The 14,067-nt window shown below is 67.8% G+C and carries 12 protein-coding genes; 4 read left to right on the top strand and 8 right to left on the bottom strand.

Annotation, left to right across the window (positions count from 1 at the left end):
* The first annotated feature begins 24 nt into the window (after positions 1-24).
* Positions 25-417 carry an AMP-binding protein gene (locus tag ACZ5PO_RS29870; RefSeq protein ID WP_464185953.1) on the top strand — a complete coding sequence of 131 codons (393 nt, stop codon included), beginning with the start codon at positions 25-27 and terminating at the stop codon, positions 415-417.
* 536 nt (positions 418-953) lie between these two features.
* A complete protein-coding gene (locus ACZ5PO_RS29865; protein ID WP_464185952.1) occupies positions 954-1,478 on the top strand; it encodes a PRC-barrel domain-containing protein in 525 nt (174 codons plus the stop codon).
* Positions 1,479-1,599: 121 nt separating this feature from the next.
* On the opposite strand, the gene ACZ5PO_RS29860 is transcribed toward ACZ5PO_RS29865, so the two are convergent.
* The 3 genes from ACZ5PO_RS29860 to ACZ5PO_RS29850 form a co-directional block, all read right to left on the bottom strand.
* Positions 1,600-2,769: a DNA topoisomerase IB gene (locus tag ACZ5PO_RS29860; RefSeq protein WP_464185951.1), complete on the bottom strand. Its 1,170-nt coding sequence runs from the start codon at positions 2,767-2,769 to the stop codon at positions 1,600-1,602.
* A gap of 134 nt (positions 2,770-2,903) precedes the next feature.
* Positions 2,904-3,356 (bottom strand): acyl-CoA thioesterase, encoded by a 453-nt coding sequence (locus ACZ5PO_RS29855; protein WP_464185949.1) that lies wholly within the window; start codon positions 3,354-3,356, stop codon positions 2,904-2,906.
* Between the two features lie 220 nt (positions 3,357-3,576).
* On the bottom strand, positions 3,577-4,428 hold the full coding sequence (locus tag ACZ5PO_RS29850) for a LysR family transcriptional regulator (protein WP_464185947.1): 852 nt from the start codon (positions 4,426-4,428) through the stop codon (positions 3,577-3,579).
* 103 nt (positions 4,429-4,531) lie between these two features.
* Here ACZ5PO_RS29850 and ACZ5PO_RS29845 point away from each other — a divergent pair, with 103 nt between their 5' ends.
* Complete coding sequence (locus tag ACZ5PO_RS29845; protein ID WP_464185946.1) at positions 4,532-4,750, top strand: hypothetical protein; 219 nt, start codon at positions 4,532-4,534, stop codon at positions 4,748-4,750.
* Positions 4,751-4,816: 66 nt separating this feature from the next.
* Here ACZ5PO_RS29845 and ACZ5PO_RS29840 read toward each other — a convergent pair whose 3' ends face one another.
* Complete coding sequence (locus tag ACZ5PO_RS29840) at positions 4,817-5,509, bottom strand: TetR family transcriptional regulator (protein ID WP_464185945.1); 693 nt, start codon at positions 5,507-5,509, stop codon at positions 4,817-4,819.
* 56 nt (positions 5,510-5,565) lie between these two features.
* Here ACZ5PO_RS29840 and ACZ5PO_RS29835 point away from each other — a divergent pair, with 56 nt between their 5' ends.
* A complete protein-coding gene (locus ACZ5PO_RS29835) occupies positions 5,566-7,722 on the top strand; it encodes an alpha/beta hydrolase fold domain-containing protein (RefSeq protein ID WP_464185943.1) in 2,157 nt (718 codons plus the stop codon).
* Between the two features lie 148 nt (positions 7,723-7,870).
* Here the strand turns inward: ACZ5PO_RS29835 and ACZ5PO_RS29830 are convergent, their stop codons facing one another.
* Genes ACZ5PO_RS29830 through ACZ5PO_RS29815 form a run of 4 tightly spaced genes read right to left on the bottom strand, consistent with a single transcriptional unit; the run spans position 7,871 to position 13,892 of the window.
* Positions 7,871-9,046 carry an ABC transporter permease gene (locus ACZ5PO_RS29830; RefSeq protein WP_464197110.1) on the bottom strand — a complete coding sequence of 392 codons (1,176 nt, stop codon included), beginning with the start codon at positions 9,044-9,046 and terminating at the stop codon, positions 7,871-7,873.
* A gap of 15 nt (positions 9,047-9,061) precedes the next feature.
* Complete coding sequence (locus ACZ5PO_RS29825) at positions 9,062-10,078, bottom strand: ABC transporter permease (protein ID WP_464185942.1); 1,017 nt, start codon at positions 10,076-10,078, stop codon at positions 9,062-9,064.
* A complete protein-coding gene (locus ACZ5PO_RS29820; RefSeq protein WP_464185941.1) occupies positions 10,075-12,021 on the bottom strand; it encodes an ABC transporter substrate-binding protein in 1,947 nt (648 codons plus the stop codon). Before ACZ5PO_RS29820 ends, ACZ5PO_RS29825 begins: the two co-directional genes overlap by 4 nt.
* A complete protein-coding gene (locus ACZ5PO_RS29815) occupies positions 12,018-13,892 on the bottom strand; it encodes an ABC transporter ATP-binding protein (RefSeq protein ID WP_464185939.1) in 1,875 nt (624 codons plus the stop codon). Before ACZ5PO_RS29815 ends, ACZ5PO_RS29820 begins: the two co-directional genes overlap by 4 nt.
* Between the last annotated feature and the right edge of the window lie 175 nt (positions 13,893-14,067).

The raw sequence follows: 14,067 nt of genomic DNA, 5'->3' as shown, positions 1-14,067 counted from the left end.
TCGCCGCCTGCTTCGGGATCGACCATGCGCTTGCTCGATTATCTCGACAAGGGCGCCTCGCTTGGTGCCGACGCGCCGCGCCTCACCATGGACGGACGCGACCTGAGCTACGGCGAGGTGCAGCGGCTGAGCTACCGGATCGCGCGCGGCGTCGACCGATCGGGCATCGCTCCTGGCAAAAAGGTCGCGATCCTCTCGGGCAACGATCCGCGCGCCTTCGCCTGCGTGTTCGGCATCTCGCGCGCTGCTGCTGTGTGGTGCCCGATCAATCCGCGCAACGAGGCGGCCGAGAACAAGTTCATCCTCGACCAGTTCGATTGCAGTCTGTTGCTGTTTCATTCGAGCTTTGCGCCGGTGGTCGAGGCTGTCAGGCAGGACCTGCCGAAGCTGGGTTCCCCTCGACATTCTCAGCCATGAGCTTGCCGGGGGGAAGGCGACTGCGCTCGGGCGAATGAGGCGTGCGCAGGAGCAGGCCCTCGCCAAGCTGCGGGAGTTCGATGCAACTCGCCCGCGCTCGGACGCGGCAGCGTCAACCCAGCAGGTTCGGCGCATCCTGGTCAGGGAAGCCGGCCACGCGCTCTGGATGCTCGTGGTGCAGCGGGGCCTCGACCCGAGACCGAAGCTTGGCTGGACCGGCCCGTGCGCACCGCGACGTTGAGCTCCTGGTTGACGCCCGCAGCACCATCGACCATGTCTCGCCACGCACCAGCTGATGCGGTGTGGAGCGTGCTGCCGAGTTTCGGATCTCAGTGTAGTCAAGCTTATCGGCGGTATAATCGATTTTATTTGCCCAAGCTGTAGCTTGATTTTTGCTGTATATAATATGTTTTTATTATGATGGCATCGATATGCGCATTTATGGCTCAAATGCGGCGGAACAATTACGCATATTCGCGAATTGTTCTGGAAGCGCATCTATGCGCTTAAGATTTTGCATTCGACGGAGCATGAATATGCGTAAACATCTGATCCTGGCGACGACGATGCTGACGCTGGCGGGTGCTCCCGCTTTCGCTCAGGCGACGATGACGCCCCCTCCCGCGGAGCCCAAGGCGGTGGAACCAGGCGCCGCCCCCGCGGCGCCGGCCCCGAGGGCGGGCCATCTGTCGGAGCAGGGCGCCAGCCAGTGGATGGCGTCCGACATCATCGGCGCGTCGGTGGTGGGTACGGACGGCAAGACCGTCGGCGCCATCAACGACATCGTGCTCGAGCAGAGCGGTTCCGCCCAGGCGGCGGTGATCGGTGTCGGCGGCTTCCTGGGGGTCGGCGAGAAGCGGGTCGCGGTGCCGTTCTCGCAGCTCCAGGTCGCCCGTGACGGCAATGGCGCGATCGACAAGATCACGCTCGGCATGTCGAAGGACGAGCTGAGCAACGCCCCGACCTTCCAGACGATGGCCGAGAAGAGCGCCGCGAGCCGCTCAGCCGCCAAGCCGGACACGTCCGGCATGACCACCGGTTCGACCCGCCCGGCGCAGTAAGACGCCCGGCGATGAGGAAGGCCCGCTTCGGCGGGCCTTTTTCATGGGGGGCGTCAGATGCTTCACGGGGCACGAGCCGGCGAGAGCGGGCGCGCGACGGTCGCCGCGAAAGCCTGCGCGATCACCCGAGAGCGGCGGCGCGCACCACGCTGAGCAACAGCCGCTCGCGCCGGGGCGAGAACGGCTTGGCCTTCATGCGCGCCCTGAGCCGCATCAGGCGGCCCGCTTCGAACGCATCGATGACGCTGGCGTGGATGTAGCTCTCCCGGGCGACGGCCGGGGTGTTGGACAACTCTTCGGCGACCTGACGAACAGCGTCCAGGATCTGCGATTTGCGGCGTCGTTCGCTCGGCGCCGGTGCCATCTCGGAGAGCGCCTCGACCGCCTCGGCCGAGGCGATCAGAGTGCGGAAGTCCTTGAGCGAGATCACGCGGCCGGCCGCACGCCGCAGGTAGGCGTTGACGTCGCGCGGATCCAGCGAACGCACCCGCCCGTTGTCGTCGCGATACTGGAACAGCCGCTCGCCGTCGAGCTGCATCAGGCCGCGCAGCGATGCTGCGAGCACCTCGTCCTCGAAGCTCCGCTTCGTCGCCTTGCCGCCCTTGGCGCTGAAATCGAGGCTGATAAGGTCCTTGCGCAGCCTTACGTTGGACTTGCATAGGGTGATGGCCCCACGGCTGCCGCTGAGCCGCTCGTAGCTCTGGTGACCGGCGCGGATGGCGCTGCGTTCCACCAGGCGGACCACGCTCGCCAGTGCGCGCTCGCGGCTCGGTTGCTCGTCGGCGATATCGCGCTGGGCCTGGCGGCGAATGGCCGGGAGGGCCTCGACCAGGTGGACCAGGCGCCGCGCCTTGAGGGCCTCGCGCACGTCGGTCCAATCCGGATGGTAGCGGTATTGCAGGCGGCCGGCGGCGTCGGTGCCGATGGCCTGGATGTGGGCGCGCGCATCGGCGGCGTAGAACACGTTGGCGTAGGCGGGCGGAACGGCGAGCTCGTCCAGGCGCCGGCAGGTGGCGCGATCGCGCGCGGCGGCGGCGTCCAGACGACGCCCGGACTTCAGGAGGTAGACGAAACGATCGCCCTCGCGCACGCGCTCGATGGTCAGCTCGCCGGGCGTGACGAGGTTGAGGCGCGCCGCCGCCGCCAGGCGGGCGATCAGGTTCTTGCGCGCGCGACCGGGCTTGGCCGTCGTCGATGGCCGGGCGGGGCTTGACCGGCCGATCGGGCGGATGTTGCCGAGGTGGCGGGGCGTCCCGTCCGTGTCGCTTGCAGGTGCGCTCGTGTCGGACATGTCGCGACCTCGATCCTGCGCCGGGCCGGGCATGGCGCCGGGCAGGGGACAACGCGGCAGCGCCCGTTCGGTTCAGGCCCGCCCGTCCATGCACGTTGGCCGGTGGGCGGACCGCTGCCGGCCCCTGCTGGCTGTCACGTGCCGGCCAGCGCGTCGGAGAGGTGAGGCTCCCGCTCGATCAGCACCCGGCGCAGCGCCTCGCCGACCGGCACCGTCTTGTGAGTGCGCTGGTCCGTATAGACCCAGACGATCTCGCCCGTCGTATAGAGGTCGTCGGTGCCCTTGCCGAAAATGGCGAGATCGAAGCTCAGGCTGGAGCGGCCGATACGGCCCGTGCGCACCGCCACGTCGATCTCCTGGTCGAAGACGACGGGCGCCTTGTATTCCACCAGCGACTTGACCGTATGGAAGTCGATCCCGGTTTCCCGCGCTTCGGCGGTGATGTCGTGATCGAGCTCGCGAAAGTATTCGGTGATGGCCGTGTCGAAGAATGTCAGATAGTGGGCGTTGAAGACGACCATCTGGCCGTCGATCTCCGAATAGCGGATGCGAAACGGGTACCAAAATGTAAAATCGGAACGCTTCATAATTCCTCCCGGCGTGCGGCGATCAACCCGCATTATCCAACCAGATCCCAATTGTGGGTCGACCGCGGTCAGAATCAAGGGAGCGGCGCAACGACGGTCGCCGCGGCGACATTGTTCTCATGGTCGCGGTCACCTCTGGCCGGCGGCCTGACGGACTGCCGCGCGGCCGGGTCGAGCCGGGGCTATGACCCGTGTCCCGGCACGGCGGCCGCCGGCGGTGCTACATCGCGGTCGAGCGTATGGCGGCGGACAGGGTTCGCAGCGAGCTGCGGGCCTGGCGATCGGTGAGGCCGGTGTAGAGGATCACGTCGCGTGCGGGCAGCGGCGGCAAGCCGAGCCGCGGGCCGATGTCGACGGTGCCTCGCGGCGCCACGCGGCGGCCGAGCGCCGCCACCGCGAGACCGGCCGAAACGGCCGCGCCGATCGTCGTGATGCCGCCGCCGACGAACACCTCCGTCCATGGGATCGCCGCCGCGTCCAGCGCGGCGATGGCCATGCTGCGGACGCTGCAGGGCTCCGCCTGCGTCGCCAGGCGCAGGGGCTCGCCGGGCCGGTGCTCGAAATCGGGGTCCGCCATCCACCCGAACGCCTCTTCGAGGATGACCTCCCCATCGCGGCGCTGATGGTCGTGCCGCAGCACGATGGCCGCGTCCAGGCTGCCGCGGTCGAAATCCGCCAGGATGTCACGCGAGGCGGCGACGTGGAGCTCCACCACGAGGCCGGGCTCCGCGCGGTTCATGCGCTTCAGCAGAAGAGGCAACTCGGCTCCGACGATGTGGTGGCTGATACCCACGATGAGCCGGCGGCGCTCTGCCTCGAATGCGGTCATGGCGCCCTGATGCGCAGCCACCAGCGCCCGTGCCGCGTCGAGGAATACGGCGCCGTCCGCCGACAGCCGCACCAGCCGCGGGGTCCGCTCGAGCAGGCGGCGGCCCAGCCCCTCTTCCAGACGCTTGATCTTGAGGCTCACGGCCGACTGCGTGGTGGCCATCGCCTCGGCGGTGCGGGTGAAGCTCTTCAGGTCGGCGACCAGCACGAACGCCTGCACCGCCTCGACGTCGAGCGCTTTCATGGAGCTACCATTCAAGATCATGATCGCTGAAATATTCTGGCATGCGATTTTTCCATGATCAACGGCACGCTACGTTCCCCGGCGCAGCATGAAGGGGAAAGCCATGATCGTCGCCGACGACGGCCAGCATTTGGCGCAGGAGCCCGAGCCGTGGCGCCGGGGTCCGGACGGGCGAAGCTGCGCCGCGGGCGCTCCTGCCGCAGGCGTCGGCATGGATGCGGAGCGCGTCTTGGGCGCCTACCTCCTCGGCATGGCCTTCGCCGCCACGCTGATCCTCGGCCTTACCGGCGCCGTCGCCGTTGCGCTGCGGCTGTTGCTCTGACGGGCCCAGGCATGCGGTTCCCCGATCCGCGCCGGTCCGCTCGTGGCAGGGGCGATGTCGTGGTTCTCAGGACTCATCGGCATGCAACATCGCCAGGGTCTCCGCCGAGGGCGGGCAGGTCATGGTCCCTTCCAAGGTATCGAGAATGTTCTCGACCGTGAAACGCTGGTCCCAAAGCCTATTGCGCCTGACCGTGCGCGATTCCAGCGCCGCGTCCTGGGCCGAGAGGATGGCATTGGCGTAGATCGAAACGATCGACAGCCGCTGCTCGACCAGCGGTGCCGGCAGCGGCAGCATCCGCTTCAGATGGGCGAAGCAGGCGATGTATCCCGCGTTCCAGCGGCCTCCGAGCGCCTCGCGCAGCGCCTCCCGGTTGGACGCCTGCAGGTTTGAGATGAAGCGGATATAGCCGCGCCATCGTTCGTCGTTGCTGAGCTCGACGACGGGCATCACCAGCACGAGCAGCACCTCGCGAACGGTCGTCGGGCCACCCCGCGCGTCGATGGCGCGCAGCATCTCCTGTCGCCGCTCGTCGAGCACGGCGGCGCCGTCGACGACCAACTGCCGGATCAGCTCCTCCTTCGAGCCGAAATGATAGTGCAGCGCCGCGTTGTTCCGCTGGCCGGCCGCCGCGACGATCTGCTGGATGGTCACCCCATCGACGCCGTGCCGCGCGAACAGCAGCCGCGCGGCCGTCTTGATCTGGCCTTTCGTGTCCGTCGGTGCTGCACCCGCGGCCGACCGCATTCTGGTTGACATGGTTTCGACGTCCGTCCAATTTAAGCGAAATCACTTAATCGAGGAGGAGACAGGTCATGCGCGTTCTCGTCGTCGGCGGCGGCATTGGTGGACTGACCGCTGCGATTGCACTGCGTCACCACGGTATCGACGTGCTCGTGCTGGAACAAGCCGAGGTCATGACGGAGGTCGGCGCCGGAATCCAGATCGGCGCCAATGCAGCGATCGTGCTGCGGGAGATCGGTGTCGAGGACGCGATTCGGGCCGTCGGCGTGAAGCCCCTGTCTTATGACTATCGCGATCTGCATACGGGCCGCCTGCTGTTCCAGGCGCCGCTCGGCGACGAGGCGGCCGTGCGCTACGGCGCCCCGATGTACAATGTTCATCGCGCCGATCTCGTCGACATCCTGCGCGAGGCGCTGCCCGCGGAGGCGATCCGGCTCGGCGCGCGATGCGTCGCCGTATCCCAGACCGCCGACGGCGTCGAGGCTCGCCTGCAAACTGGGGAGACGCTGCAGGCGGACGCGCTCGTCGGCTGCGACGGCATTCACTCCGTCGTTCGCGAGCATCTGCGTGGGCCCGAGGAGAAGCATTTTGCCAACATCCTGATGTGGCGCTCGCTGATCCCGGCGGCGCAACTCGACGGTCTCGGGCTCGAGGAGCGGGGCAACTACTGGTTCGGCCCCGGGCGAACCCTGATCACCTATTGGGTGCGCCCGGGGAACCTCTACAGCATCCTGGCGTCCGTTCCCGCCCACGAGGTTCATCGCGAGTCGTGGAGCGAGAGCGGCGATATCGACGAGATGCTGCGCTCCTTCGAGGACGCCGAGCCGCGGGCCCGGGCCATGCTCGAGCAGGCGAAGACCGCGTTCGTCACCGGCATGTACTACCGCGACCCGATCGACGGCTGGACGTCGGGCCGGATCACCTTGCTCGGCGATGCCGCGCATCCGATGGTGCCTTTCTTGGCCGCGGGCGCAGGCCAGAGCATCGAGGACGCCTGGACGCTGGCGCGCGTGCTGGCGCGACGGCAGGGCGACGTGCCGGGCGCGCTGCTGGAGTACGAGCATCGGCGCCTGCCGCGCACCACGCGCATCCAGGCCGGCGCGCGCGCCGTGGTCAAGCTCGTGCATGAGACCGAGCCGCGGCGGCTGCGCGATCGCAACGCCCGATGGAAGGGCATGGCCCGCATCGATCCGCTGGCCGAGACGAGCTGGGGGCTGGCCTGGGCCTACGATGTCGTCCGGGCGACGGAGGGGCCGCCTGGCGAGGTGCTCAACGTCACCGGCCTGCGCGAGGGCAAGCGGTTGCGTCGCCCCGAGAGCCAGCGGGCCTTCGACCTGTGGAAGTATGCGTTCCGGCCGGAGGACGTCGCCCGCGGCCACGACGGCTTGCGCGAGGCCTACGACCGGTTCCTGACCACCAACTTCCCGCTGCCGGAGGGCGTGGCCGCGGTGGAGCAGGAGCTCGGCGACGTGAGGGCCTGGCGGGTGGCTGCACCGGGCGCGGACCCTGCGCACGTGGTGCTCCATTTTCACGGCGGCGGCTATCTGATCGGATCGGCGAAGGGCTCGCTCGAGTATGCAAGTCGCCTGGCGGCGGCGGTCGGCGGCACCTGCTACACGGTCGACTACCGGCTGGCCCCCGAGCATCCCTATCCCGCGGCGATCGACGACGCGGTCAGCGCTTATCGCGCGCTGCTGCGGCAGGGGATTCCGGCCGGATCGATCCTGCTATCTGGAGAGTCGGCCGGTGGCGGTCTCGCGCTGGCGTTGGCGCTCGCGCTCCGCACCGCCGGCGATCCGCTGCCCGCAGGCATCGTCGCCGCAGCCCCGTTCACCGATCTCACACTGTCGGGTGCGAGCGTGCGCGCCTTCAGCGGCGATGATCCGGCCGCCAACCGCGACCTGCTCACCTTCATGGGCGCCTCATACTTCCAGGGGCACGAGCCGACGGATCCCCTGGTCTCGCCGCTGTTCGGCGATCTCGGCGGCCTGCCGCCGCTGTTCCTCACGGCGGCGCAGGGCGAAGTGCTGTTGGACGACACGACGCGGCTGGCGGAGAAGGCGAGCCGGGCTGGCGTCGACGTGACGTTGCGGCTCGTCGAGGATTCCGTCCACGTCTACACGGTCTTCCCGTTCCTGCCGGAGACGCAGAGCACGATGGAGGAGATGGCCGCGTGGGCGAAGCGCCGGTTGGGACGCGACGACGCCGGGTCGCGGGCGGCTGAATAGTTACGCCGCGTTTGATGGCCGGGCCCTGACCCGGCCATCAGCGTTCTCTACAGCGGGATGATTTATCTTCGAATCATCAGCCCGCTCTAAGTCTTTGTTTTGAGCATGATCTTATCCAAAAACCGGGTCCAGTTTTTGGGATCATGCTCTAGTGATACGGGTCCGCCGCGTCGCGCAGGCCGTCACCCATGAAGTTGAAGGCCAGCACCACGATGACCACCGGGGCGATCGGCGCCAATAGCCACGGGTAGAGGTTCACCGACGCCAGGTTCTGCGCCTCGTTGAGCAGCACGCCCCAGCTGGTGATCGGCGGCCGCAGGCCGAGGCCGAGGAACGACAGCGCCGTCTCGCCCAGGATCATCGACGGAATCGACAGGGTCGCCGAGGCGATGAGGTGGCTCATGAAGTTCGGGATCAGGTGCTTGCCGATGATGCGGGCGCGCGAGGCGCCCATCAGCTCCGCTGCCTTGACGAAATCCTCCTCGCGTAGCGCCAGCAGCTTGCTGCGGACGGCGCGCGCCAGCCCGGGCCAGTCGAGCAGCCCCAGGATGATGGTGATGCCGAAGAAGACGAGCAGCGGGCTCCAGTTCGCCGGCAGCGCCGCCGACAACGCGAGCCACAGCGGCAGCTCCGGCAGGGAGCGCAGGATCTCGATGACCCGCTGGATGAGGTTGTCGACCCAGCCGCCCAGGTAGCCGGCGAGGCCGCCGAAGAACAGGCCGAGCGCGAACGAGACGGCGATGCCGAAGAGGCCGACGGTGAGCGAGATGCGCGCGCCGTAGATGATGCGCGACAGCACGTCCCGGCCCAGCCGGTCGGTGCCGAGCAGGAACATGGTACCGCCCTCCGGCGGGCAGATCACGTGGAAGCTGGCGTCGAACATCCCCCAGAAGCTGTAGGTGTCACCCTTGCAGAAGAAGCGGATCGGCTGCGGCTTGGTGCGGTCGACCTCGTAGTCGCGCGTGAAGGTGTCGAGGTTGAACTTGAAGCTGTAGGGATAGACGAAGGGCCCGACGAAGCGGCCTTCGTGCATCAGGTGCACCGGTTGCGGCGGCGCGTACAGGAAGTCGCCGTGGCGCTTGGTGAGCGGGTAGGGCGCGATCACCTCGACGAACGGCAGCATGGCGTAGAAGGCCAGCAGGACGATGGCCGAGGCGAGCGCGATGCGGTGGCGCTTGAACTTCCACCAGATCAGCGTGAGCGCCGAGGCACGCCAATAGCGCTCGTCCTCGTTGGCCATCGGCTCGCTGGCGCCGGGATCGAACGGCCTGGCGTCGACGAAGTGCGGCGTGCCGGGACCGCTCGGAGCCTTGGTTTGGGTGATGAGGTTCATGGCGGTCTACCGTGCCCCGAGCCGGATGCGTGGATCGAGCCAGGCCAGCAGCAGATCGGAGATCAGCATGCCGACCACCGTCAGGATCGCCACGAACATGAGGATGAAGGCGGCCAGGAACTGGTCCTGGCTGCGGAGCGCGCCCAGCAGGATCGGCCCCACGGTGGGCAGGCTCAGCACCAGCGACACCAGGATCGAGCCGGATACGAGATGAGGCAGGATGTTGCCGATGTCGGCGACGAACGGGTTCAGCGCCATCCTGAATGGATATTTGAGCAGCGCCTTGGTCGGCGGCACGCCCTTCGCCTTGGCCGTCACGTAGTACTGTTTGCTGAGCTCGTCCAGCAGGTTGGCGCGCATGCGGCGGATCATGGCCGCGGTGCCGGAGAGCCCGATCACCAGGGTCGGCACGATGAGGTGCTGGCCCAGCGACACCACCTTGCCCCATGACCATGGCGCGTTGGCGTATTGTGGATCGTACAGCCCGCCGATGGAGATGCCGAACCAGCGGTTGGTGTAGTAGAGCAGGATCAGCGCCAGCAGGAAGTTCGGCACGGCAAGGCCGATATAGCCGATGAAGGTCGCCAGATAGTCACCCCACGAGTACTGCCGGACCGCCGAGAAGATGGCGATCGGGATCGACACCACGTGGACGAAGATGAGCACGGCGATGTTGACCAAGAGGGTCAGCCACACCGCATCGCCGACCACCTGATCGACGGGCCGGTCGTATTCGAACGACCAGCCCCAGTCCCCCTGCAGCAGGCCGGAAAAGCCGTTGGGGCCGGGCCAGATGCCGAGCCATACGAGGTATTGCTTCCAGACCGGCAGATCGAGGCCGTACTGCTTGATGAGGAAGGCCGCCTTGGTGGCCGCAGCCTCACCCCCCTGGGCGCGCAGCTCCGCGATCTGGTTGGTCAGGAAGTCGCCCGGCGGCAACTTGATGATGGCGAAGACGAGCGCGCTGATGATCAGCAGCGTGCCGACCATGGTGAGCAACCGGCGAGCGATGTAAGCGATCATGGGGCTTTGGCGATCCGGCGGTCTTGACGGTCCCAGAAGACTTCGTCGATGCGGTAAATGCCGAGCAGCGATGTCGGCGCCCAGCTGTAGAGCGCCTCGGCCGGCAGGTTGGTGAGGCCGTCGCGCAGCACCACCGGCTGGATGGCGCCGGCAACGGTGCCGATGATCCACTGGTTGTCGGCATGCAGCGCCAGCATGGCGTGCCAGGCAGCCGTCTTCTGGGCGGTGTCGGTGGAGCCGAGCCAGGTCCTGTAGTGGTCGAGCAGCTTCTGCGCTTCGGGCAGATCCACCGCTTCGCCGCTGGCGCCCTTCGTCTCGATGTACTGGCCCCACCGCGGCCAGGCGAAATTGTCCTGGTGGACGGGGGCGAGCTCGTCCGGCACCATCTCGGCGGTGGGAATGGCGTTGTCGAGGCCCTGGCTCGCCACCATCACCGTCTGCCCGTCGTAGGCGCGGTTGCGCAGGATGGTGCGATCCTGCGGCTTGATGAACAGCTTGACGCCGACCTCCCGCCAGAACTCGGTGATCAGCTCCAGCGTGTCGACGGCCAAGCCGGTGTCGCTGTCGACCTCGACGACGATCTCCACCGGCCGGCCGTCGGGCAGGTTGCGGATGCCGCCGCGGCCCTTGGCGAGTCCGATGCTGTCGAGCAGCCCGGCCGCGGCAGCGTCGTCGTACTGGGCCCAGCTGCTGCGGTAGTCGGGCTTGAACAGGGCCGAGCCCTCACGCACCGTATTGTTGCCTTCCTGGCCGAGGCCGAAGAGCAGCGCGTTGTTGATGGTGTGGCGGTCGATGGCCAGCGACAGGGCACGGCGGAAGCGCACGTCGCGGTTCAGCTGGCGCCAGAGCGGATCGGTCGCCGTGAGGTTGGGATAGAGCGCCACCTCGGAGCCGCGCGCCAGCCGCCAGAGCAGGGTCTTGTAGCCCTGCGCCTTCTCGCCCTGCTTCAGCACCGGAATGTCGTTCATGGCGAGGCCGCGGGCGAGGAAGTCCACCTCGCCGGCGTTCGATTTGGCTGCGAACAGGCTGGCCGAAGCCACGTCGGCGAACACTTGGTCGACGTAGGGCAGCTGTTGGCCGGCCGTGTCGATGCGATGGAAGTAGGGGTTGCGCTCGAAGACGATCCGCGCGCCCGAGCTCGACGGCATGGCCCGCCACGGGAACAGCGTCGGCAGCTCCGGGTTGGAGTTCTCCAGCATGCTGTCCATGCGGTTATGCAGCGGCGCCCACGAGCGCACCTTGGCCTTGGCAACCGCCTGGTCGAGCTTGTCCTTGTCGGCGTATTTGGCGTGGTAATTCTTGAGGAAGTGGGCCGGCCGATAGATGAACGGGTCCTGCGGGGCCGCCAGCGTCGGCAGGAACAGCGGGTTCGGCGTCGCCCAGGTGTAGCGCACCGTATGGTCGTCGAGCACCTCGAACTTCGGCGGCTTGCCGTCGGCGAGCATGTAGGTCGGCACGCCCGCCGGGCTGAGCTGCTTGTTGTTGACGATGTCTTCCCAGTAGTAGCGAAAATCCTCCGCCGTGAACGGCTGTCCGTCCGACCAGCGATGGCCCTCGCGCAGACGCAGGGTGAACGCCCGGCCGCCCTCGTTGTCGAGGGCGGCGAGAATGTCCGGGCGCAGCACGAGCTTGTCGGTGTACCCCACCAGCCGGGTATAGGCGTTGGCCGAGAGGTAGCGGACATCGCGCAGCCTGGCGATCAGGGTGGTCATCGCGCCGCCCGGCTTGCCGACCGTGCGGCCGTTGGCCGCGAGGTCGGAAATGAAGGGCTGCTTGGGCACGCGCTGGGCGATCGGCGGCAGCTTGCCGCTGGCCACGCGGTCGGCGAAGACCGGCGCCTCCTGCAACCCGATGTCGGCGAGCGCGCGGGTCGCCAGCGGCAGCACCGCCAGGGCGGCGCCCGCCTGGAGCAGCAGGTCGCGCCGGTTGAGCACGTGGGTCATGCGGCGGCCTTTTTGCTGGCGGTGGTGCGGACCCAGTGGCCGGGCTCGATCTCCTCCATCTGGCTGGGGCGGTCGTTCCCGAGCCCGAACGGGTGCGGCCACGCGGTAGGGTCGGAAAAGCGGCCGGTGCGCAGCGTGTCGAAGTCGAGGGGATGGTCGAGGTCCGGATCGGGCACCGCCGCCAGCAGGGCCTGCGTGTACGGGTGCACCGGGTTGCGGAACAGCGCCACCTTCGGCGCCTGCTCGACGATATGGCCGCGGCACATGACGGCAATGGTGTCGGCGATATAGTCGACGACCGCCAAGTTGTGCGAGACGAACAGGTAGGAGAGCCCCAGCGCCGATTGCAGATCCTTGAGCAGATTGAGGATCTGCGCCTGCACCGAGACGTCGAGGGCCGACACCGGCTCGTCGCAGAGCAGCACCTTGGGTGACAGCGCCAGCGCCCGGGCGATGCCGAGGCGTTGGCGCTGGCCGCCGGAGAACGAGTGCGGGTAGCGACGCAGGTGGCGCTTGTCGAGGCCCACCATCTCGATCAGCATCTTGGCCTTGGCGAATTTCTCCGCCTCGCTGCTCTGATCGTGAATGCGCAGCGGCTCGGTCAGCAGCTGATAGACGGTCATGCGCGGATTGAGCGACGAGAACGGGTCCTGGAAGATGAACTGGACGGCGCGCCGGTAGCGCAGCAGGTCGTCGCCGTCGAGGGATTGGATATCGCGCAGGCCGGTGCCGTCGTCGAAGCGGATGCAGCCCGAGTCCGGCTTGAGCGCCCGCATGATCATCTTCGAGACAGTGGTCTTGCCGCAGCCCGATTCGCCGACCAGCCCCAGCGTCGTGCCCGGCATGAGAGTCAGGTTCACGTCGGAGACGGCGCGCACCTGGCGCAGGTTGCCGGAGAACCAGCCGGCGCGCAGCGTGAACACCTTGGAGATGCCGGCCACGTCGAGCACCGCCCCCTTGGGAGGGGGGCCGGCCGCGACGGGGGCGGCGGCGATCATCTCGGCGGTGGCGATCTCGCGCAGCGGCGTCAGCCGTTCTCCCGGCTGCATGTCGAAGCGCGGCACGGCCGCCATCAGCGCCCGCAGATAGGCATGCTGTGGGTCCCGGAAGATGGCCTCCCGATCCCCCGATTCGACGATGCGGCCCCGGTACATCACCACGACCTCGTCGGCCACGTTGGCGACGACGCCCAGGTCGTGGGTGATGAGGAGGACCGACATGCCGGTCTCGACCTGCAGGTTCTTGATCAGCTCGAGGATCTGCGCCTGCGTGGTCACGTCCAGCGCCGTCGTCGGCTCGTCGGCGATGAGCAGCGCCGGCTGGCAGATCAGCGCCATGGCGATCATGGCGCGCTGGCGCATGCCGCCGGAGAGCTCGAACGGATAGGTCACGAAGACGCGCGCCGGGTCGGGCAGGCCGACCCGGGCGAACACAGCCTCGGCCGCCTTGCGCGCTTCGGCCCGCGAGCCGCCTTTGTGCAGCAGGTACGCTTCCGTGACCTGATCGCCCACGGTGTGCAGGGGCGAGAGCGAGCTCATCGGCTCCTGGAAGATCATGGCGATGCGGCCACCGCGCAGGCCCAGCATCTCGCGCCCGGACGCATCGAGGCGCGTGATGTCGACCGCCTCGCCGCCGCGCGGATCCTGGAAGACGATCGAGCCGCCGGCGATGCTGGCGGCCTTGGGCAGGATGCGCAGGATGGCCTGGGCGGTGACCGATTTGCCCGAGCCGGACTCACCCACCAGCGCGACGGTCTTGCCCCTGGGAATGGTGAAGGACACGCCATCGAGGGCACGTGTCGTCGAACCGTGACTCGCGAAATTGACCGCAAGATCGCTGACGGCAAGCAGCACCGGGCCGCTCACACCCATGGGCCTCTCCCTGACCGACCATGCTGCGGACCCGCGCGGCCCACCGCATTTCTTCTCGTTGCCTGTTCATGCAGCCGCGACGGCGGCAGCATCATGGCGACGTTTGGCGATAGCACCGGTCGCGCAGGCCGGCTGTGCTCGGTAGCACCCATCCACGGGGTGCTCGGCCTCATAT

The organism is Chelatococcus sp. KU-N122 (assembly GCF_055391085.1).
This window is presented reverse-complemented; position numbering and strand designations above follow the sequence as displayed.

Coding starts and splice junctions, on each gene's coding strand:
- ACZ5PO_RS29825 (WP_464185942.1), bottom strand. CDS start 10,078: ATGATCGCTTACATCGCTCGCCGGTTGCTCACCATGGTCGGCACGCTG.
- ACZ5PO_RS29870 (WP_464185953.1), top strand. CDS start 25: ATGCGCTTGCTCGATTATCTCGACAAGGGCGCCTCGCTTGGTGCCGAC.
- ACZ5PO_RS29865 (WP_464185952.1), top strand. CDS start 954: ATGCGTAAACATCTGATCCTGGCGACGACGATGCTGACGCTGGCGGGT.
- ACZ5PO_RS29860 (WP_464185951.1), bottom strand. CDS start 2,769: ATGTCCGACACGAGCGCACCTGCAAGCGACACGGACGGGACGCCCCGC.
- ACZ5PO_RS29820 (WP_464185941.1), bottom strand. CDS start 12,021: ATGACCCACGTGCTCAACCGGCGCGACCTGCTGCTCCAGGCGGGCGCC.
- ACZ5PO_RS29840 (WP_464185945.1), bottom strand. CDS start 5,509: ATGTCAACCAGAATGCGGTCGGCCGCGGGTGCAGCACCGACGGACACG.
- ACZ5PO_RS29815 (WP_464185939.1), bottom strand. CDS start 13,892: ATGGGTGTGAGCGGCCCGGTGCTGCTTGCCGTCAGCGATCTTGCGGTC.
- ACZ5PO_RS29845 (WP_464185946.1), top strand. CDS start 4,532: ATGATCGTCGCCGACGACGGCCAGCATTTGGCGCAGGAGCCCGAGCCG.
- ACZ5PO_RS29850 (WP_464185947.1), bottom strand. CDS start 4,428: ATGAAAGCGCTCGACGTCGAGGCGGTGCAGGCGTTCGTGCTGGTCGCC.
- ACZ5PO_RS29855 (WP_464185949.1), bottom strand. CDS start 3,356: ATGAAGCGTTCCGATTTTACATTTTGGTACCCGTTTCGCATCCGCTAT.
- ACZ5PO_RS29835 (WP_464185943.1), top strand. CDS start 5,566: ATGCGCGTTCTCGTCGTCGGCGGCGGCATTGGTGGACTGACCGCTGCG.